Below are 20,437 nucleotides of genomic sequence, written 5' to 3' on the forward strand. Positions count from 1 at the left end.
CCGCTCCGGACGGCCCGACCACCGCGGGGCGCTTGGCGCCCCGCATTCATTCCGGCGCCCTCAAGCCACCGCGGTCATGCTCACAGCGGCCACTCTCCCAGCGTACGGTAACTGGCCCCGTCGGGCAGCCGTTGCGATTCGACCAGCCGGAAGGCGTCCACCGCCCAGCCCAGCCCTTCTCCGCAGCACGCTTCCGCCGGCGCGCTCCGGGCATTGCGCAATACCGTCACATGCGGCTTGTAGCTGCCCCCCTCCAGTTGGAATCCAGCGCTGCGCAGCCCGGCACACAGCTTCGTCTGCAGCAGATCCAAGGGCGCTGGCACCTCCTCGGGCGCCAGCCAGATGATGCGATGCCCATGCCAGCTACCCTGGCGCGTCAAGCTGATGCGGAAAGGCACGGCGGCCACACGGGATGCCACCGCCTGAAGTTCGGGCAGGCGGTGGCGTTCGACATCACCGAGAAAGGCCAAGGTCATGTGCAACGTGTCCGGCCGCATCACCCTGCCCTTGCAGCTTTGCTGCAGCCGGAGCGCTTGGCGGTGGATCGCCCTGGCCAGTCCGGGCGAGGGCCAGCAGGCGAAGAACACTCGGGCACGCTCGCTCATCGCCGGCCTGCCGCCTGCCCGTCCCTCAGCCCGCGCGGGCGAGCAGGCAAACGACCTGGGCGGCGATGCCCTCGCCCCGGCCGGTGAAGCCCAGCTTCTCGGTGGTCTTGCCCTTGATGTTGACCGCCCTTGCATCCATCTCCAGGTCGGCCGCGATGTTGGCCACCATTGCTGGCGCATGGGGCAGGATGCGCGGCGCCCGGCAGATCACGGTCGCGTCCACGTTGACGAGCTGCCAGCCGGCGCCACGCACGCGCGACCACGCCTCGCGCAGCAGCACACGGCTGTCGGCACCGGCATGGGCGGGATCGGTATCCGGGAACAGGCGGCCGATGTCACCCAGGCCGGCGGCGCCCAGCACCGCGTCGGTCACCGCGTGCAGCAACACGTCTGCGTCGGAGTGGCCCAGCAAGCCCAGATGGAAGGGGATGCTGACGCCGCCAATGATCAGCGGCCGGCCAGGCACCAGGGCATGCACATCGAAACCCTGGCCGATGCGGAAAGGCACACTCATCCCATCTTCTCCTCGCGGTTCTGCAGTATCCATTCGGCCAGATGGAGGTCCAGCGGCCAGGTCACCTTCAGGTTGGTCGCATCGCTTTCGACCAGGCGCGGATGCAGGCCGGCGGCTTCCAATGCGCTGGCCTCGTCGGTGACTTCACGTGCGCTCTCCAGTGCCCGGCGCAGCATCACGTAGCGGAACATCTGCGGCGTCTGCGCCTGCCACAGGCTGTCGCGCGGCACGGTGGCGGCGACATGGCGCTGGCTGTCGGCGCGCTTCAGCGTATCCGCCACCGGCACGGCCAGCAGGCCGCCGACCTCTTCGCCGGCGAGTTCGCGCACCAGCTTGTCGATATGCCAGGGCGCAAGGCAGGGGCGCGCGGCATCGTGCACCAGCACCCAGTCGGACTGCTCCGCCTCGTTGGCGATGGCGCGCAGGCCGGCCAGCACGCTGTCCGCCCGGCTGGGGCCGCCGCAGAACAGGGGCACCAGCTTGGGGCCAAGTTCGCTCCAATCGTGCCTGGCCCACTCGGCGTCGCCCACCGACAGCACGACGAAGACCTTGTCTATGTCCGGCGCCTGGCACAGCACGGACAGCGTATGGAACAGCAGCGGCCGGCCAAGCAGCGGCAGATACTGTTTCGGCAGCGCAGAACCCATGCGTGAACCGCTGCCGGCTGCGGGCACCAGGGCGAAATGGCGGGGATGGAAATTTTGCATGGCGCGGATTCTAACCGCGCCCCTCTCCGCCGCAATCTCCCCGCAGTATGCGCCGACGCAACACCCGGGCCCGCCGATCTACGGTCGGCGCGAACGCGGGCCGGTTGGTCTGGCGTCAGCCGTGCCTATAATCGAAGGCCAAGTCCGCGATGCGGGCGCGGTTTTTGCTCCATTCCATCTGTCCGTCGTTCCTTACACGCCATGGCCATCGCTTCTGTCCGTCCGCCTGCCGTCGCCGGCCAGTTCTATCCCGCCGATGATCGGGTGCTGCGTGCCCAGATCGGCGAAATGCTCTCGTCCGCGGTTGCGCTGGATGAAGCGCCGATGCCGAAGGCATTGGTGGTACCCCACGCCGGCTACCTCTACTCCGGCCCGGTGGCCGCCACCGCCTACGCCAGCCTGGCGCCGCTGCGGCAGCAGATACGGCGCGTCATCCTGCTCGGCCCGGCGCATCGCATGCCGGTGAGCGGCTTCGCGCTGCCTGCGGCCCAGGCCTTCGCCACGCCGCTGGGCGAGATCCCGATTGCGCGTGAGGACTGGCTCGCACTGCAGCAGCGGCCGGACATGGCGGTGGATGACCGCCCGCATGCGCTGGAGCACTCGCTGGAAGTGCAGTTGCCTTTCCTACAGCTTTGTCTGGACAGCTTCGAACTCGTGCCCCTGCTGGTGGGGCGTGCGACGCCCGAGGCCACCGGCGAGCTGCTGGAAGCACTATGGGGCGGCCCGGAGACCCTGATCGTGATCAGCTCCGACCTCTCCCACTACCACCCTTACCACCAGGCCTCCACCTGCGACCGCGCGACGGTACAGCAGATCCTGCTGATGCATGGCGGCGTCGACCATGAACAGGCTTGCGGCGCCACCGCGGTGAACGGACTGATTCCGGTCGCCCGCCGGCACGGGCTGGTGCCCCGGCTGCTGGACCTGCGCAACTCCGGCGATACCGCTGGCGACCGCAGCCGGGTCGTCGGCTACGCCAGCATTGCCTTCTGCGATCCCCTTCCCGATGCCGCCCTCAGACACTGAACTCGGCACCCTGCTGCTGGCGCGAGCCCGCCAGGCGATTGCCCATCATCTCGGCCTGGGCGAACCGCCACCGCCGGAACCGGCGCTGGCCGAACGCGGCGCCACCTTCGTCACCCTGACCAAGGACGGCGAGTTGCGCGGCTGCATCGGCAGCCTGCGACCACAGCGCAGCCTGGCCGAAGACGTCGCCGCCAACGCGGTCGGCGCCTGCCGCGACCCGCGCTTCCCGCCGCTGGCGGCCACCGAGTTTCCCCTCATCAGGATCGAAGTCTCGCTGCTGTCTGCGCCCGACTTCCTGACGTTCGCCGACGAGGCCGACCTGCTGTCGCAACTGCGTCCGGACGAAGACGGCTTGATCCTCTTCGCCGGCTGTCGCAGCGCCACCTTCCTGCCGCAAGTCTGGTCCCAGTTGCCGGAGCCGGCACGCTTCCTGGCGGCGCTCAAGCACAAGCTGGGATTGGCGGCAGACCATCCGGCCGAGCGCTTGATGGCAGCGCGGTACTCGGTGCGCAAGTGGATGGAAGACGGAGCTGAGAGCGGGGTAGCCAAGGCATGAAGACCGGCCCGACCGACTTGCCTCCGCCTCACGCCGGTGGCCACGGGCACGGCGCTGGCGGACACGGTGGCGGCCATCCCGGCGCCGCCGGCGGCCTGTTCCAGTTGCCGGAGCTCAAGCTGAGGCGCTACGCCAAAGGCGAATACATCACCTACCCTGGCAGCGGCGACGATGCCGTCTTCCAGCTGCAGAGCGGCCGCCTGCGGGTCTTCCTGTCCGGCGACGACAAGGAGCTGACGCTGGCCTTCCTCGAACCGGGAGAAGTCTTCTCCAGCCACACCCGCGCCTGGGTGGAGGCGGTGAGCGACTGCAGTCTGCTGGTCGCGGATACCAAACGCTTCCAGTCCCAGCTGCTGGCCGATCCCAGACTCACACCGGCCATCATCCGGGTGTTCGCCCGGCTGCTCAGCAACTCCATCAACATCATCGAGAACCTCGCCTTCCGCGACGTCAGTGCCCGGCTGGCCAACTTCGTGCTGGGCCTGGCGCGCGCGGCGGATGCCGAGCTGCCGGTGGGGCTGCGGGTGCCACTGCAGCTGCGCACCGAGGACATCGCCCGCCTGCTCGGCACCTCCAGGCAAACGGTGTCCTCGCTCATCAGCCAGTTGGTGCGCGACGGCGTACTCGCCCGCGAAGGCCGTCGCGCCCTGCTGCTGCTGGACCCGGCGGAACTGGCGCGGCGCGCGAAAGGCAGCGAATTGTCGCCTGGCTGACAGACAGCGGTACGGGGTGGGCCACAGAATTGCGTCCATAGCCCACTCCGAGGACCGCCCCCATGAACGCACCGCTTCCGCCCAAGAGCCAGCAACTGAGCAACCCCTTCGCCGAGGCGCTGGACAAGCCGGACCGCTACATCTCCTTCTGCGGTATCGACTGCGACGGCAACGCCAAGCTGTTGATGACCTACATCCGCCGCCACATCGACACCCCGGGCCAGAGCAACGCCTTCTGGGACAAATTCCGCGACAAGCTGGAAGGCCGCAGCAGCGAGCGCTGCGACGAGCTCTTCCTGGTGCACAGCTACATCAACATGATCCGCGAGCTGCTGGAAACCTACGACGACGAGGAAGGCCTGCTGTTGCTGGACAAGCTCGAAGAGGAATGCTGCTGAGGGCTTTCCCCTGGCCCCGCCGGGCACCGCCCGGCAGTTCCGCGGCACCGTGCTAGCCTGAAAGCAAGGATTGTTCAGGCCGGCATGGAAATGAATCTCCCCAGCGACCACCCCGCCCGCTACTGGCACGCCCTGGACGACGGGCGCCTCCAGTGCGATCTATGCCCGCGCTACTGCCATCTGCACGAAGGCCAGCGCGGGGCCTGCTTTGTGCGCATGAACGACGGCGGCCGCCTCGTCCTCAGCACCTGGGGCCGCAGCTCCGGCTTCTGCATCGACCCGATAGAAAAGAAGCCGCTCAACCACTTCCATCCTGGCAGCAGCGTGCTCTCCTTCGGCACGGCTGGCTGCAACCTCGCCTGCAAGTTCTGCCAGAACTGGGACATCAGCAAATCCCGCGACATGGACCGGCTGATGGACCAGGCCCTGCCGGACGACATCGCCCTCGCCGCCCAGCGCAATGGCTGCCGTAGCGTCGCCTTCACCTACAACGACCCGGTCATCTTCGCCGAGTACGCGATGGACATCGCCGACGCCTGCCATGGGCGCGGCATTACCACGGTGGCGGTCACTGCCGGCTACATCACGCCGAATGCGCGGGCGGATTTCTTCTCCCGCATGGATGCGGCCAATGTGGACCTCAAGGCTTTCAGCCCGGCCTTCTACCGCCAGCTCTGCGGCGCCGAGCTGCAGCCGGTGCTGGATACCCTCGTCTGGCTGCGCCATCACAGCGCTGTCTGGCTGGAGATCACCACGCTGCTGATCCCCAGCCGCAACGATAGCGACGCCGAACTGCAGGCGCTTGCGCGCTGGGTCTGCAGGGAACTCGGCGACGAGGTGCCGCTGCACTTCACTGCCTTTCATCCGGACCACAAGATGCGCGATGTTCCAGCCACGCCGCCGGAGACGCTCAACCGCGCCCGCCGCATCGCGCAGGATGCCGGCCTGAAGCACGTCTACACCGGCAACGTCCACGACCCCGAGGGCGGCACCACCCGCTGCGCCCGGTGCGGCGAGGCGCTGATCGTGCGGGACTGGTACCAGATCCTCGACTACCGCCTGGATGCGGAGGGCGCCTGCCCCTGCTGCGGCACCCGCCTGGCCGGCCGTTTCGGCCCCTACGGCAAACCCTTCGGCCCCCGCCGCATTCCCATCTCGATACACGCCACAAGCCCCGCCTGAGCCGGCTTGCCCGCATCGGGCGGCTGTGCCATGCTGGCCCAACGCCCGTAGCCGGCCCCGGCCGCGGCCCCAGCCGAGAAGAAGCGCCGTGAAGCTCCGCCACACGCTGATCAGTCTGCCCACCGAAGGCATCTGGCTAGATGGCCTGCTCTCCCACGCCCCGGACGTGCGCGCGCTGGCCATCGTCCTGCAGCCCAACGCCCACCATCCGGCCCGCGCCCGCGAGTCGCTGATCGCCGCCACCCTGCAGGAAGCCGGCTTCGCCACGCTGACGATGAACCTCCTCACCCACTACGAGGAGAGTCGCGACCCGGACGCCCACTTCAACGTTCCGTTGCTGGCTAACCGGGTGCTGGCTGCCGCCGACTGGGTGCTGCACCAGCCGCCGCTGGTCGGCCTGCCCATCGGCCTGGTATCCCTCGGCACGGCCAGCGGCGCCGCCATCCGGGCGGCGGCCAAGTCGCCCGAGTGCTTCGGCGCCCTTGCCTGCCTGGGCGGCCGGCCCGACCTCGCCGGTGCGGCGCCGCTGCGTACTCTGGTGAGGCCGGTGAGCTTCATCGTCGGCAGCCAGGACGAAGGCCTGGAGATGCTGCGCCAGGCGTACGACCTCATTACCGCCACCCGCAGCTGGAAGACGCTGGACAGCGGCGACTTCATCCATGCGGACGACGCGGCTATCCGCTCCGGCGCCAGCTTGGCCACCGAATGGTTGATCTCTCACCTGCCGGAACGTCCTCCCGCGATCATCGAGCCCCCTACCGCTGGGGTCGACGCGCCGCTCGTCTCGCCCTCGGCCACACCGCAGCACCCCGAGTGAGCTTCGCCCGGCGCCCGCCGGAAACTTCGGCGCCCACCAGCCCGACGAACGCGCTACCGCAAACCCGCACCGGCGACTAATCTCGAATAGTTGCCACCGGTTACGGCCCAGCATGCATGAGCATCTCCGGCGTTTCTTCCTCTTCCCCGGCCTACGTCCCTCCGTCCACCGAATCCCGCTCCGGCTCAGGGAAGGCGCAGGCCTGGGCGCGCGAAGAGACCCTGACCGAGGCGGAGCAACGCGAAGTCGCCCAGTTGGAGGCGCGGGACAATGAGGTCCGCGCGCATGAGGCGGCGCATGTGGCGGCCGGCGCCGGCCTCATTACCCGCGGCGCAACCTACTCCTTCCGTACCGGGCCGGATGGCGAACGCTATGCCATCGGCGGCGAAGTCCGCATCGACACCTCCGCCGGCAAAAGCCCGGAAGAGACTGCCGACAAGGCACGCCAGATCGCCGCCGCGGCCCTGGCGCCGGCCAATCCTTCCAGCCAGGACCGGCAGGTTGCCGCCAAGGCCCGCGCCATGGAAGTCGAGGCCCGTGCAGAGATCGTCGCGCAGCGGGCGGTGGAAGCCCAGGCCAGCGGCGGGCAGGCCGCCCCCGCCTCGCCGGCACGCGACCTGTCCCGCACCTATGATGCCGCCGCGCCGTCCGGCAGCAGCATAGACACCTACGCCTGAGGCCACCCCCGAGGCCTGCCCGGGCCGCGCCGAAAGCCGCGCCGCGTCTCGCGCTACGACTTATCACCTAGCCCTTTCCGCGGCGCTGGCGGCGGGGCCTTCCTCTATAATCCGGCCTCATCCCATCCCGTTTCCGCGCCGCGTGCCGCCGCCGCGGCCCGAGCCCATGCCCAGTTTCGACGCCCTGCTTCCCGGTCTCTCTGCCTTGCCCCTGCCCAAGCCCGGCGGCAAGCTGGACCTTCCCCCGCTGGCCGGCTCCAGCGACGCGCTGGCGCTCGCCCAGCTCGCCGGCCGCGGGCAGATGCTTACCGTGGTCACCGCCAACCCGCTGGATGCCCAGCGCCTGCAAGACGAGCTCGCCTGGCTGGCGCCCGGCCTGCGCCTGCACCTACTGCCGGACTGGGAGACGCTGCCGTACGACAGCTTCTCCCCGCACCAGGACCTGATCTCCGAACGCCTCTCCACCCTGTACGCCATCAGCCGCGGCGAGGCCGACGTGGTGCTGGTGCCGGCCAGCACCGCGCTCTATCGCATGGCGCCGGCCGCCTACCTCGCCGCCTACACCTTCTTCCTCAAGCAAGGCGCCAGGCTGGACGTGGACCAGCTGCGGGCGCAGATGGCACTGGCCGGCTATGCGCATGTGACCCAGGTGGTGAGCCCGGGCGAGTTCTCGGTGCGCGGCGGGCTGGTGGATCTCTTCCCCATGGGCTCGCCGCTGCCCTACCGCATCGACCTCTTCGACGACGAAATCGAGAGCATCAAGACCTTCGATCCGGACACCCAGCGCACCGTCTACCCGACCAAGGAAATTCGCCTGCTGCCGGCGCGCGAGTTTCCGCTGGACGATGGTGGCCGCACCCGCTTCCGCAGCCGCTTCCGCGAAACCTTCGAGGGCGATCCGTCCAAGGCCTCCATCTACAAGGACGTCTCCAACGGCATCGCACCGGCGGGCATCGAGTATTACCTGCCGCTGTTCTTCGAAGAAACGGCCACCCTGTTCGACTACCTGCCGGCCGACACGCCGGTGCTGCTGCACCGCGACGTTTCCGCCACCATCACCGAGTTCTGGCGCGACACCCGCTCCCGCTACGACCTGCTGAAGGGCGACCGCAGCAAGCCGGTGCTGCCGCCGGACCAGCTCTTCCTGTCGGAGGAGTCTTTCTTCGTCGCCTTGAAGAACCGTCCCCGGCTCACGCTGGCCTCCGGCGCCGCCGGCGAGGCCGCGCGGGCCCTGCCGGAACTGGCGGTGGAGCGCAAGGCCAGCGATCCGCTGCACAAGCTGAAGGCGCTGCTGCAGGGCGAATGGTGCAGCCAGGGCGGCCGCGTACTGCTGCTGGCGGACTCGCCCGGCCGCCGCGAAACCATCTCCGAATACCTCGCCGAGTATGGGCTCAAGCCCAGCGCCAGCGCCGACTTCCATGCCTTCGTCGATAGCGGCAGCGCCTTCGCCCTCGGCGTCGGCCCGCTGGCCGCGGGCTTCCTGCTGCCGGAGGCAGGCATCGCCGTCGTCACCGAGGCCGAGCTCTATGCCACCACCGCCCGCAGCCGCGCCCGCCGCGAGGCGAAGAAGGCGGCGACGATGGAGGGCTGGCTGCGCGACCTCTCCGAGCTCAAGATCGGCGACCCGGTGGTGCACGTTTCCCACGGCATCGGCCGCTATCTCGGCCTGGTGCACATGAACCTCGGCGAGGGCGACACCGAATTCCTGCACCTGGAGTACAACGCCGGCGACAAACTCTATGTGCCGGTGTCGCAGCTGCATGTGATCACCCGCTACGCCGGTGCCGACCCGGAGGCGGTGGATCTCCACCGCCTCGGCTCCGGCCAGTGGGAAAAGGCTAAGAAGAAGGCGGCGATGCAGGTGCGCGACACCGCCGCCGAGTTGCTCGCCCTCTACGCCCAGCGCGCCGCGCGCCCCGGCCACCGCTTCGATTTCAAGCAGCACGACCTGGAAGCCTTCGCCGAGGCCTTCGGCTTCGACACCACGCCGGACCAGCAGGCCGCCATCGACGCGGTGGTGGCCGACATGAAGTCCGGCCGGCCGATGGACCGCCTGGTGTGCGGCGACGTCGGTTTCGGCAAGACCGAAGTCGCGCTGCGGGCCGCCTTCATCGCCGTCGCCGATGGCAAGCAGGTGGTGGTGCTGTGTCCGACCACGCTGCTGGCCGAGCAGCACTACCAGACCTTCACCGACCGCTTCGCCGACTGGCCGATCAAGATCGCCGAGCTGTCGCGCTTCAAATCGGCCAAGGAGCAGGCGGAAGCGCTGGTCCAGCTCGGCGAGGGCAAGGTGGACATCATCATCGGCACCCACCGCCTGCTGCAGAAGGATGTGGTGTTCAAGCGCCTGGGCCTGGTCATCATCGACGAGGAACACCGCTTCGGCGTACGCCAGAAGGAGGCGCTGAAACAGCTGCGCAGCGAGGTGGACATCCTCACCCTCACCGCCACGCCGATTCCCCGCACCCTGGGGCTGGCGATGGAGGGCCTGCGCGAGTTCTCGGTGATCGCCACCGCGCCGCAGAAACGGCTGGCGATCAAGACCTTCGTGCAGCGCTGGAGCAAGGGCATCGTGCGCGAGGCGGTGCTGCGCGAGTTCAAGCGCGGCGGCCAGGTGTACTTCCTCCACAACGAGGTGGACACCATAGAAAGCGTGCGCAACGAACTGGCCGAGCTGGTACCGGAGGCGCGTATCGTCGTCGGCCACGGCCAGCTGCCGGAGCGCGAACTGGAGCGGGTGATGCGCGACTTCACCCAGCAGCGCGCCAACCTGCTGTTGTGCACCACCATCATCGAAACCGGTATCAACATCCCCACCGCCAACACCATCATCATCAACCGCGCCGACCGCTTCGGCCTCGCCCAGCTGCACCAGCTGCGCGGCCGCGTCGGCCGTTCGCACCACCAGGCCTACGCCTACCTGCTGACCGATGCCAACGCCAAGCCCACCGCCCAGGCGCAGAAGCGGCTGGAAGCGATCTCGATGATGGAGGAGCTTGGCTCCGGCTTCTACCTGGCGATGCACGACCTGGAGATCCGCGGCGCCGGCGAGGTGCTGGGCGAGAGCCAGTCCGGCGAGATCCAGCAGGTCGGCTTCTCGCTCTACACCGAGATGCTCAAGCGCGCGGTGAAGGATCTGCAGGCCGGCAAGGAGCCGGACCTGTCGCAGCCGCTGGAAGTCGTTTCCGAGATCAACCTGCACGCACCCGCCCTGCTGCCCACCGACTACTGCCCGGACGTGGGCGAGCGCCTGACCTTGTACAAGCGCCTGGCCAATTGCGACTCGGAAGACGAACTGCGCAGCCTGCAGGAAGAACTCATAGACCGCTTCGGCGAGCTGCCGCAGCAGACGCAGGCGCTGATCGAAACCCACCGCCTGCGCCTGCTGCTCAAGCCGTGGAACGTGCAGAAGCTGGACGCCTCCGAGGCGCAGATCAGCGTGCAGTTCGGCCCCGCGGCACCAATCGACCCGGCCAAGGTCATCTTCCTCATCCAGAAAGACAAGAACACCCGCATGGCCGGCCCGGACAGGCTGATCCGCAAAGTCAACCTGCCGGTTCTCAAGCAGCGCGCCCAGGCGGTGCGGGAATTGCTGGACGCGGTGAAGGCCTGAGCCGGCCCGGCCGCCGACCGGAGGACGCCCCATGCTGATCAACTGCATTGCCTACCAGCACGGCCACAAGCTGGCCGACCTCGAAGTCGAGCAGATCAGCGACTACCTGGCCAAGCCGGACTGCTTCGTCTGGGTGGCGCTGAAGGACGCCACCGCCGAAGAGCTGGCGACCATGAAGCACGAGTTCAACCTGCACGAACTCGCCATCGAGGATGCCGCCCACGGCCACCAGCGGCCCAAGATCGAGGAGTACGGCGACGAGGTGTTCGCGGTGATGCACCTGGTCGAGGAGCATGAGGGCCAGCTTCATGTGGGCGAGGTCGATGTCTTCGTTGGCCCCAACTACATCCTCTCGGTGCGCAGCGGCAGCAAGCAGGACTTCCTCGGCGTGCGGGCGCGCTGCGAACGCGAGCCCAAGATGCTGGCGCGCGGTTCCGGCTATGTGTTCTACGCGCTGATGGACGCGGTGGTGGACCGCTACTTCCCGCTGATCGAGAAGCTGGAGAACGAGCTGGAGCTGCTGGAGGAGCGCATCTTCACCAAGGGCGCGGCCCGCAGCAGCAGCATCCGCCGGCTCTACCGCCTGAAGCGCAAGGTGACGGTGCTGAAGCATGCGGTGACGCCGCTGATGGAGGCCGCCGGCAAGCTGCAGAGCGGCCGGGTACCGCCGGTGTGCAGCAGTAGCCGCAACTACTTCCGCGATGTCTACGACCACCTCACCCGCATCAACGCCTCGCTGGAGAGCACCCGGGAGACCATCGCCACCGCCATCCAGGTGAACCTCTCCATGGTTGCCCTCGACCAGACCGAGGTGAGCAAGCGGCTGGCCGCCTGGGCGGGGATATTCGCCGTCGCCACCGCCTTCGCCGGCATCTGGGGCATGAACTTCGTGCACATGCCGGAACTGCAGTGGGAGTACGGCTATCCGACCGCGCTCGGCCTGATCGCCGCCTCCTGCGGCGTGCTGTACTGGCGCTTCAAGAAGGCGCGCTGGCTATAGCACGCGGCGGCGGGTTCAGCTGAAGCTCACGGCCGGGCTTGCTCCCAGCAGGCTCCATTCCGCTTTCGGCTGGCCGAACAGGAAACCCTGGAAAGCCTGGCAGCCGTGACGGGAGAGGAAGGCGTACTGCGCTTCGGTTTCCACCCCTTCCGCCATCACACTCAGACCCAGGCTCTGCCCGAGGGCGATGATGGTGCGGGCGATCACCGCATCGTTCGGATCGGTGAGCACGTCGCGGACGAAGGAGCGATCTATCTTCAATTGCTCTATCGGCAGCCGCTTCAGGTAAGCCAGCGAGGAATAGCCGGTGCCGAAGTCGTCCAGCGAGAAGCCGACGCCCAGCTGCTTCAGGCGCGTCATCTTGGCGACGATTTCTTCGACGTCGTCCAGCAGCAGGCTCTCGGTCAATTCCAGCTTGAGGCGCAGCGGATCTGCGCCGCTGCGGTCCAGCGCGCCCACCACCTGGTCCACGAAGTCCGGGTGGCGGAACTGGCGCACGCTGACGTTCACCGCCAGCGTCAGCTGGGCGGTGGCCGGCACCTGCGCCCAAGCCGCCAGCTGGCGGCACGCGCTTTCCAGCACCCAGCGGCCCACCGGCACGATGAGGCCGCTGCGCTCGGCCAGCGGAATGAAATCGGCCGGCGGAATGTTGCCGCGTGCCGGGTGCTGCCAGCGCAGCAGCGCTTCCGCGCCGGTAGCCTTGCCGCTGCGGTCCAGCTGCGGCTGGTAGTGCAGCAGGAACTGGCCCTCGCGCAGCGCCTGGCGCAGGTCGGACTCCAGTGCCGAATAGGCCGCCACCTCGGCCTGCATGGCCGGGTCGAAGAAGCGCAAGGTGTTGCGACCGGCCTCCTTGGCCTGGTACATCGCCAGATCGGCGCGCTTCAGCAGTTCGTCGATATGCTGGTCGGCGGCATCGAACAAGGTGATGCCTATGCTGGGGGTGCTGTGGAACTCGCGGCCGGCGATCAGGTACGGGCTGTTCAGGGCGAGCAGGATCTTGTCGCCCACCGCCTCCGCGGCGGCAACCGCCTCCCGCGGCTGCGCGCTCAGGTCCTGCAGCATGACGACGAACTCGTCACCCCCCAGGCGGGCGACGGTGTCGGCGCCGCGCACCGAGGACACCAGCCGCTCCGCCACCTGGCACAGCAGATGGTCGCCGTACTCATGGCCCTGGGTATCGTTCAGCGTCTTGAAGTTGTCCAGGTCGATGAACAGCAGCGCGCCGTGGCGCTGGCCCGGAAGCTGGCCGGCCAGGGCGTGGCGCAGCCGGTCCATCAGCAGGCGGCGGTTGGGCAGGCCGGTGAGCGGATCGTAGAAGGCGAGCTGGCGGATCTCGTCCTCCGCCGCCTTGTGGCGGCTGACGTCGTGCGCGTAGCCGTGCCACAGCACGCTGCCATCGCCCTCCAGCTGCGGCGTGGCGTAGGCGCTGACCCACACCGGGCTCTCCGGCCGGCCGACGCGGTACTCACAGTTCCACGGCTGCAGCGTCTGGGCGGACAGCAGCAGCGATTCGCTGACCCGCTCGCGGTCCTCGGGATGGATGGCCGCCAGCACCCTGTTACCGTCGCGCCGCACCTCTTCCGGCGACACGCCGAACAGGGCGCGTATGCCCTGGCTGGCGTAAGGATAGGTCGAGCGGCCGTCGATGCTCTGACGGTACTGGTAGATCACGCCTGGCACGTTGTCGGCGATCTTCTCCAGCCGCTCGCGCAATTCCCGCTGTACCGCCTCGCCGGCCCGCAGTTCCACGTCGCGCTGCTCCAGCGTGCGGATGCTGCGCTGCTGACGCAGCAACAGTCCGGCCAGCCCCAGGCCGAAAGCCCCCAGCAACACGATGAGGGCAGACATGCTCTGCCGCAGCTGGCCCAGCGAGGTACGCTGGCTGGAGGCCTGCTCCATCGACGACTGGAACAGGGCGTCGTTGAGTGCCTGCAGCTCTGCACGCAGGCCACTGATCCTGTCCAGCTCGGCGCCCAGGCCGATGCCATCCTGCGGCCGGGTGGCTCGCAGCGTGTCCAGCCGCGCCAGCACCTCCGCCAGCCGCCGGTTGAAGGCATCCAGCCCCTCGACGCCGGACTCGCCATACACGCCGATGTTGTCGCGCTGGCGCAGGGTGGCGAGGTCCAGCGCAAAGTCCAGCGCGGCATAGTTCTTCTCGTCCGGCACCACCACCGCCATCTGCAAGGCGGCCTCAAGCCGGGCCAGGTCGTGGAAGAAGGCGGAGAAATCACGCTCGCGGTAAAGCGAGGTCAGCGGCAGCGCCGCCTCGATGCGGGAGACGTTCACCCACAGCTGCACGATGCCGGCGGCGGAAAGCGACAGCGCCAGCAGGGCGAGCAGATAGAAACGACGACGCCAGACCAGGATCACACGCGGCATGCTCAGTTCACCGGCTCGATGCGCTCGATGAGCCAGACCCAGCGGAGGCGGTACAACGTGTCCTCCAGTGTCTTGTCCATGTCGCGCGGATAGATGACGCGTACCGGCCCCTTCTCCCGCCGGGACAAGGGATGGCCGTCGCGGCGGGTGGCCAGCAGCAGCGGCCAGCGCTCCCAGTCCTCGCAGGGAATGAGCTGGGAGAAGCCGTCGCCGCCGAACACCCGTATCGCCTTCACCTTGTCCATGCCGTAGCGGGCCAGCACATCGGCCAGCAGCGGGCCCTGATAGACGCCGTCGTCCGCCGGCCAGAAGCTGCGGGTACGGACCTGGTAAAGCATGCCGCGCTCGAGCTCGGCCACGTTCAGCTGGCGGGCGGAGCCGCGTATGCCGAGGGCGATGACCGGCAGTTCCCCGCCCAGCGGTGCCAGGCTGGTGGGTTGCGGGCGCGCCGGGGAATAGCCGGAGTAGCCGGCCGCACTCCAGGCGGAGGCGGCGAACAGGAACAGGCACAGGCCGGCGAATAAGCGCTTCATCACATTCGGGTGGGGGATCCAGGGATATTCCACCTTGGGCGGAGGCTCGGCCGGACGCGTGCGCGAGCCACGGACGAAGCGCCGAAACTGGAATCGGCGGATATTACCTTAGCAACATGCGCTCACCCAGCCCCCCGCCCGTCTCCACGGTGGTTTCCCTCAGCGGAAGCTTCGGAACAGCCCTGCCGCGGCGTTACAATGCCGCTCTTTTCCCTGTGCTGCGGGAGCGCATCATGTCTGTCGCCCAGACCGAGAACCTGAACATTGCCGCGGTCGATCACATGCCCTCTCCGGAGGAGATCAAGGCCGCCGTCCCGCTGACCGACCGTGCCGCCGCCGCGGTGCTCGCCGGCCGCCAGGCCCTTGCCGACATCCTGGACCGCAAGGACCCGCGACTCTTCGTCGTCGTCGGCCCCTGCTCCATCCACGACCCGGCCGCCGGCCTGGACTACGCCCGCCGGCTGAAAGCGCTGGCCGACGAGGTGGCCGAAACCATGTTGCTGGTGATGCGCGTCTACTTCGAGAAGCCGCGCACCTCCACCGGCTGGAAGGGCTTCATCAACGATCCCTACATGGACGACTCCTTCCGCATCGACGAGGGCATGGCCAAGGCCCGCCGCTTCCTGCTGGACGTCAGCGAAACCGGCCTGCCGACCGCCACCGAGGCGCTAGACCCGATCGCGCCGCAGTACTACGGCGACCTGATTTCCTGGACCGCCATCGGCGCCCGCACCTCCGAGTCCCAGACCCACCGCGAGATGGCTTCCGGCCTGTCCACCCCGGTGGGCTTCAAGAACGCCACCGACGGCGACCTGGAAGTGGCGATCAACGCCATCATCTCCGCCTCCAATCCGCACAGCTTCCTCGGCGTGAATGGCCGTGGCCAGTCCGCCATCCTGCGCACCCGCGGCAACCGCCACGGCCATGTGGTGCTGCGCGGCGGCGGCGGGCGGCCGAACTACGACACCGTCTCCATCTCCCTGGCCGAGCAGGCCCTCGGCAAGGCCAAGCTGCCGGTGAACATCGTGGTGGATTGCTCCCACGCCAACTCGTGGAAGAAGCCCGAAATGCAGCCGCTGGTGATGAAGGATGTGATCCACCAGATCCGCGAGGGCAACCGCTCGGTGGTCGGCTTGATGATCGAGAGCTTCATCGAAGCCGGCAACCAGCCGATCCCGGCCGACCTGTCGCAGCTGAAGTACGGCTGCTCGGTGACCGACGGCTGCGTCGGCTGGGACACCACGGTGGACATGATCCGTGGCGCCCACACCGTGTTGCGCGAAGCCCTGGCCCGGCGGGAGCGCGCATGAACCTCGTCGCGCAGGGCGAGGACATCGACAACCTCGCCTTGAAAACGCTGGCCAAGCTGGTGCACGCCAGCGCCATCGAGCAGATCACCCCCAGCGCCTTTCGCCTGCTGGGCGCCGACCCGGCGACCGACATCGCGCCTCACTGCCGCGCCCACGACATCGACTGGGCCTGGGTGCCGCCCGGCCGCAGACTCTCGGACATGGGCCTGTTCGTCACCGACATGGATTCGACGCTGATCAACATCGAGTGCATCGATGAGATCGCCGACATGCAGGGGCTGAAGCGGGAGGTGGCCGCCATCACCGAATCGGCGATGCGCGGCGAGATCGACTTCCGCGAATCGCTGAACCGCCGCGTCGCCCTGCTCGCCGGCCTGCCGGAAAGCGCGCTGGGCCGCGTCTACGAGGAAAGGCTGCAGCTCAACCCCGGCGCCGAAGCACTCATGCGCGGCCTGCGCGACGCCGGCGTGCGCACGGTGCTGGTCTCCGGCGGCTTCACCTATTTCACCGAGCGGCTGCAGCAGCGCCTGGCCTTCGACTACGCCTACGCCAACCAGCTGGAAGTGGTGGACGGCCGGCTGACCGGCAAGGTCACCGGCCCGGTGGTGGATGGCGAAGCCAAGGCCGCCCACCTGTGCCGCATCCGCGATGAGCTCAGCCTGGCGCCGCAGCAGGTGATCGCCGCCGGCGACGGCGCCAACGACAAGCTGATGCTGGAAGCCGCCGGCGTCGGCATCGCCTACCACGCCAAGCCGGTGCTGCGGGAAGCCGCGGACTATCGGCTGGATTTCGTCGGCCTGGACGGCATCCTGGCGCTGTTCGCCAGCTGAGCCCCCCGCAAGCGGCGGACTCCCGCCCTCGCCTCATTCCTCGCGGGCGCCCGCCCTGCCTTGCAGTTCCTCAGCCGCCGTCCTGCACATGCCTCAGGATGGCCGGCAGCATGGCGGCGCCCAGGCGCTTGCTGCGCTCACCGCTCCAGCCGCAGCGGCCGTCCGGCAGATTGGCGTTGTCCTTGAACGGCATCTCCAGCGTCAGCGACACGCAGCCGAAGCGGTGCGCCACCCATTTGCTCGCCAGGGACAGCAACTCTTCGCCGAAGCGCCCGGGTAGATAGCCATGCTCGGTCTGGAAGTCCGGGCTGGCGGCTGAAAAAGCGGCGACGAAGCGGGCCTGCTGCTGCGCCATCTCCGGCGTGAAGCCCGGTACCTCTTCCGCGGTGGAGAAGAACACGTAGGGCAGCGCCTCGTCGCCGTGGATGTCGAGGAAAAGCGCGCAACCGCTGGCTTCCATCGCCCGGCGAACGTGGAACACCTCCGGGCTGGCCGCCACGTCCGGATTGCGCCATTCACGGTTCAGGTTGCGGCCGGCGGCATTGGTGCGGAGGTTGCCGCGCACCGCGCCGTCCGGGTTCATGTTGGGCACGATGTAGAGCAGCGCCTGCTCCCGCAAGCACCGCGCCACCGGGTCGGCCTCGTCCAGCAGGCGCTCCAGCAGCCCTTCCACGAACCACTCCGCCATGCTTTCGCCCGGATGCTGACGCGCAGTGATCCACACCGGCTTGCGGTCGGGTAGCTCGCGGCCGACCGCCACCATGTCCAGATCCCGCCCTTCCACCGTGGCGCCCAGGTTGCGCACCGCCGTATGGGGCGAACGCTGGACACGGCCCAGCAGATCCAGGTGGCGCTCCAGCGAATAGGGCTCGAAGTAGGCGTAATAGACGCTGTCGAACTCAGGCTGATGCTCAACGATCAGCTGGCCGTTGTCGTAGCGGGTAGCGGAAAGGCGAAACCAGGTCTGGCGGTCGTAGGAAGCCACGCAGCGATAGTCCGGCCAGCCATCCGGGTAAGCGGCATCGGCGGCATTCTCGAACACCATGCGCACCGCCTTGCCGGCGGCGCCATGCAGGCGGAAATGGAACCACTGGCGGAAGGCGGCGGCGTTGTCCGCCCGCAGCCGCAGGCGGATGTCGGCCGGGTCGGCCAGGCTCACGACTTCGATGGCACCGGAGTCGAAGCAGGAACTGATGCGCATGGTGCTCTCCTTGGCCGCCCGGGGCACTGGCGCGGGCGGCATATGGTCGGGCGCAGGTCGGAGCTCAGCCCACGCGGCGGCGGAATACCCAGCTGTCGCCGTCGGAGGCGGCTTCGTCGTAAGCGTAGCCTTCGCCATCGAAACCCTTGAGCGCCTCCACGTCCTCGGCCCGGTGGTCGATGGCGTAGCGGCTCATCAGCCCGCGGGCGCGCTTGGCGTAGAAACTGATGATCTTGTACTGGCCGGCCTTCCAGTCCTCGAACACCGGCGTCACCAGCCGGCCGCGGAGCTTGCGCGGTTTGACCGACTTGAAGTACTCGCCGGAGGCCAGATTGACCAGTACCGGCTCGCGCCCCGCCTTCTCTTCCCGCGCCAGCAGTGCATTCAACTCATCGGTGATGCGCTCGCCCCAGTAGGCATACAGATCCTTGCCAGCCGGGTTGGCCAGCCGGGTGCCCATTTCCAGGCGATAAGGCTGCATCAGGTCCAGCGGGCGCAGCACACCGTAGAGACCGGAGAGAATGCGCAGATGGTCCTGCGCCCAGGCCAGGCCGGCCTCGTCCAGCGTGGCTGCGGACAAACCTTCATAAACATCGCCGTTGAAGGCCAGCACCGCCTGCTTGGCGTTGCCGCTGTCGAAGGGCCGCGACCAGGTGGAGTAACGCGCCGCGTTCAGCGTGGAGAGCTGGTCGGACAGCGACATCAGCTCGGCGATCTGGGCCGGCGATTTCTCGCGCAGGATGTCGATCAGCCCTTGCGCCTGATCGAGGAAGTCCGGCTGGGTGTGCGTGCTGGTGGTGGGGGGCGTGTCGTAGTCGAGAGCTTTGGCGGGGGAGATGACGAGGATCATGGGGCGAATCGCTGGAAGCGGATTATTGGGGGGAACGGCTGGATCGCAATGCGCTTGCTTTGGGCCCCGGTGCGGAAGTTCACCGGCGACGCGCGATGTTAGCCCGGATGGCCCTCGCGCCGCAGCGCCGGTTTGACACCTCTGGACCGATTGCGCACCATTCGCCGGTTCTACGCCCCCGCCGCCTCTTCCCATGTCCGCCGATCTGCTCCAGCGTTCCCTGGCTTCCGTCTGGCACCCCTGCACCCAGATGAAGCACCACGAATCCATGCCGCTGGTGCCGGTAGTGAAAGGCGAAGGCGCCTGGCTGATCACCGAGGACGGCCGCCGCCTGCTGGACGGCATCAGCTCCTGGTGGGTGAATCTCTTCGGCCACTGCAACCCGCGCATCGGCGCCGCGCTGCACGACCAGCTGGACAGGCTGGAGCACGCGATGCTGGCCGGCTTCACCCATCCACCGGTGGTCGAGCTGTCCGAACGCCTGAGCGCCCTCAGCGGCCACCGCCTGGGCCACGCCTTCTACGCCTCGGACGGCGCCTCGGCCACCGAGATCGCGCTGAAGATGAGCGTGCATTACTGGCGCAACCACGGCCTGCCGGGGAAGAACCGTTTCGTCAGCCTCGCCGGCAGCTATCACGGCGAGACCGCCGGCGCGCTGGCGGTGACCGACGTGCCGCTGTTCCGTGACGCCTACGCGCCGCTGGTGCGCCCGGGCGCAGTCGTGCCAGTGCCGGACAGCCGCCTCGCCAGCGGCGAGACCTCCGCCACCGACATCGCCCGCCAGGCCGCCCACGCACTGGAGCGCCATCTCGAAGAACACCACGCCGAAACCGCCGCGCTGATCGTCGAGCCGCTGGTGCAGGGCGCCGCCGGCATGGTGATGTACGACGCGGAATACCTGCGCCTCGCCCGCACCCTGTGCGACCGCTACCAGGTACATCTGATCGCCGACGAGATCGCGGTTGGCTGCGGCCGCAGCGGCAGCTTCTTCGCCTGGGAGCAGGTGGACAGCAGCACGCGCGCCGGCTGGCCGGATTTCCTCTGTCTGTCCAAGGGCATCTCCGGCGGCTACCTGCCGCTGTCGCTGGTGCTCAGCCGCGACGAGATCTACCGCGGCTTCTACGCCGACGAGAGCGCCCGCGGCTTCCTCCATTCCCACTCCTACACCGGCAATCCGCTGGCCTGCCGGGCGGCGCTGGCGACCCTGGACATCTTCGCGGAGGACGATGTGCTCGCCGCCAACCGCCTCCGCGGCGACCGCCTGGAGCAGTTGCTGCGCGAACGCCTCGGCACCCATGCCGCCGTTCGCCACCTGCGCCGGCGCGGCATGATCTTCGCCTTCGACGTGGACGGCGCCGCGCCGGATTTCGCCCGCCGCTTCTTTACCGCCGCGCTGGAGCACGGCGCGCTGCTACGGCCGATAGGCAACACCGTCTACTTCATGCCGCCCTACATCCTCGACCGGGCCGAATGCGAGCACTTGGCGAGCGCGGCCGCCGCCGCGCTGGACGTGGTGCTGAACTGAA

General features: G+C 68.3%; 19 protein-coding genes. 12 read left to right on the top strand and 7 right to left on the bottom strand.

The features are described from left to right. Window positions 1-80: 80 nt before the first annotated feature. Genes thpR through ispD form a run of 3 tightly spaced genes read right to left on the bottom strand, consistent with a single transcriptional unit; the run spans window position 81 to window position 1,826 of the window. Window positions 81-605, bottom strand: a complete 525-nt coding sequence (gene thpR / locus GRF61_RS07535; RefSeq protein ID WP_169150059.1) for an RNA 2',3'-cyclic phosphodiesterase — start codon at window positions 603-605, stop codon at window positions 81-83. A gap of 25 nt (window positions 606-630) precedes the next feature. Next, window positions 631-1,119, bottom strand: coding sequence for a 2-C-methyl-D-erythritol 2,4-cyclodiphosphate synthase (gene ispF, locus GRF61_RS07540; RefSeq protein WP_169150060.1), 489 nt, complete (start codon window positions 1,117-1,119; stop codon window positions 631-633). Continuing rightward, window positions 1,116-1,826, bottom strand: coding sequence for a 2-C-methyl-D-erythritol 4-phosphate cytidylyltransferase (gene ispD / locus GRF61_RS07545; RefSeq protein ID WP_211165803.1), 711 nt, complete (start codon window positions 1,824-1,826; stop codon window positions 1,116-1,118). Before ispD ends, ispF begins: the two co-directional genes overlap by 4 nt. Window positions 1,827-2,027: 201 nt before the next feature. Between ispD and amrB the strand changes: the two genes are divergently transcribed. The 9 genes from amrB to corA all read left to right on the top strand — a co-directional run bounded on the left by amrB (window position 2,028) and on the right by corA (window position 11,808). After that, window positions 2,028-2,852, top strand: a complete 825-nt coding sequence (gene amrB, locus GRF61_RS07550) for an AmmeMemoRadiSam system protein B (protein WP_169150061.1) — start codon at window positions 2,028-2,030, stop codon at window positions 2,850-2,852. Continuing rightward, window positions 2,833-3,408 carry an AmmeMemoRadiSam system protein A gene (gene amrA, locus GRF61_RS07555; RefSeq protein ID WP_169150062.1) on the top strand — a complete coding sequence of 192 codons (576 nt, stop codon included), beginning with the start codon at window positions 2,833-2,835 and terminating at the stop codon, window positions 3,406-3,408. Before amrB ends, amrA begins: the two co-directional genes overlap by 20 nt. Next, the gene (locus tag GRF61_RS07560; protein WP_169150063.1) at window positions 3,405-4,121 is read left to right on the top strand and encodes a Crp/Fnr family transcriptional regulator; all 717 of its coding nucleotides are present in this window, start codon (window positions 3,405-3,407) and stop codon (window positions 4,119-4,121) included. The genes amrA and GRF61_RS07560 overlap by 4 nt, the downstream gene beginning before the upstream one ends. A 62-nt stretch (window positions 4,122-4,183) precedes the next feature. Beyond that, complete coding sequence (gene cowN, locus GRF61_RS07565) at window positions 4,184-4,519, top strand: N(2)-fixation sustaining protein CowN (RefSeq protein WP_169150064.1); 336 nt, start codon at window positions 4,184-4,186, stop codon at window positions 4,517-4,519. An 84-nt stretch (window positions 4,520-4,603) separates the two neighbouring features. Then, window positions 4,604-5,701 (top strand): AmmeMemoRadiSam system radical SAM enzyme, encoded by a 1,098-nt coding sequence (gene amrS, locus GRF61_RS07570; protein WP_211165804.1) that lies wholly within the window; start codon window positions 4,604-4,606, stop codon window positions 5,699-5,701. Window positions 5,702-5,789: 88 nt separating this feature from the next. After that, on the top strand, window positions 5,790-6,518 hold the full coding sequence (locus GRF61_RS07575) for an alpha/beta hydrolase (protein ID WP_169150065.1): 729 nt from the start codon (window positions 5,790-5,792) through the stop codon (window positions 6,516-6,518). Between the two features lie 116 nt (window positions 6,519-6,634). Then, complete coding sequence (locus tag GRF61_RS07580; protein ID WP_169150066.1) at window positions 6,635-7,195, top strand: putative metalloprotease CJM1_0395 family protein; 561 nt, start codon at window positions 6,635-6,637, stop codon at window positions 7,193-7,195. Window positions 7,196-7,361: 166 nt separating this feature from the next. Beyond that, entirely contained in the window at window positions 7,362-10,808 is a 3,447-nt protein-coding gene (gene mfd, locus GRF61_RS07585; RefSeq protein ID WP_169150067.1) for a transcription-repair coupling factor, read from the top strand. Window positions 10,809-10,839: 31 nt separating this feature from the next. Then, on the top strand, window positions 10,840-11,808 hold the full coding sequence (gene corA, locus GRF61_RS07590; RefSeq protein WP_169150068.1) for a magnesium/cobalt transporter CorA: 969 nt from the start codon (window positions 10,840-10,842) through the stop codon (window positions 11,806-11,808). Window positions 11,809-11,823: 15 nt separating this feature from the next. Here corA and GRF61_RS07595 read toward each other — a convergent pair whose 3' ends face one another. Together GRF61_RS07595 and GRF61_RS07600 are read right to left on the bottom strand one after the other, a co-directional pair. Next, window positions 11,824-14,187, bottom strand: coding sequence for a GGDEF domain-containing phosphodiesterase (locus tag GRF61_RS07595; protein WP_169150069.1), 2,364 nt, complete (start codon window positions 14,185-14,187; stop codon window positions 11,824-11,826). A 2-nt stretch (window positions 14,188-14,189) separates the two neighbouring features. Then, complete coding sequence (locus GRF61_RS07600; protein ID WP_169150070.1) at window positions 14,190-14,720, bottom strand: molybdopterin-dependent oxidoreductase; 531 nt, start codon at window positions 14,718-14,720, stop codon at window positions 14,190-14,192. Window positions 14,721-14,953: 233 nt separating this feature from the next. Between GRF61_RS07600 and GRF61_RS07605 the strand changes: the two genes are divergently transcribed. After that, on the top strand, window positions 14,954-16,030 hold the full coding sequence (locus GRF61_RS07605; protein WP_169150071.1) for a 3-deoxy-7-phosphoheptulonate synthase: 1,077 nt from the start codon (window positions 14,954-14,956) through the stop codon (window positions 16,028-16,030). Next, the gene (gene serB / locus GRF61_RS07610; RefSeq protein WP_169150072.1) at window positions 16,027-16,860 is read left to right on the top strand and encodes a phosphoserine phosphatase SerB; all 834 of its coding nucleotides are present in this window, start codon (window positions 16,027-16,029) and stop codon (window positions 16,858-16,860) included. Before GRF61_RS07605 ends, serB begins: the two co-directional genes overlap by 4 nt. Before the next feature lie 70 nt (window positions 16,861-16,930). On the opposite strand, the gene GRF61_RS07615 is transcribed toward serB, so the two are convergent. Further along, the gene (locus GRF61_RS07615) at window positions 16,931-18,061 is read right to left on the bottom strand and encodes a carboxypeptidase family protein (protein ID WP_169150073.1); all 1,131 of its coding nucleotides are present in this window, start codon (window positions 18,059-18,061) and stop codon (window positions 16,931-16,933) included. A 64-nt stretch (window positions 18,062-18,125) separates the two neighbouring features. Then, entirely contained in the window at window positions 18,126-18,911 is a 786-nt protein-coding gene (gene yaaA / locus GRF61_RS07620) for a peroxide stress protein YaaA (RefSeq protein ID WP_169150074.1), read from the bottom strand. A gap of 193 nt (window positions 18,912-19,104) precedes the next feature. Here yaaA and bioA point away from each other — a divergent pair, with 193 nt between their 5' ends. Further along, window positions 19,105-20,436: an adenosylmethionine--8-amino-7-oxononanoate transaminase gene (bioA, locus tag GRF61_RS07625; protein ID WP_169150075.1), complete on the top strand. Its 1,332-nt coding sequence runs from the start codon at window positions 19,105-19,107 to the stop codon at window positions 20,434-20,436. The last annotated feature ends 1 nt before the right edge of the window (window position 20,437 follow it).

Origin of the sequence: Azoarcus sp. TTM-91, assembly GCF_012911025.1 — a bacterium.
Lineage (GTDB): Bacteria > Pseudomonadota > Gammaproteobacteria > Burkholderiales > Rhodocyclaceae > Azoarcus.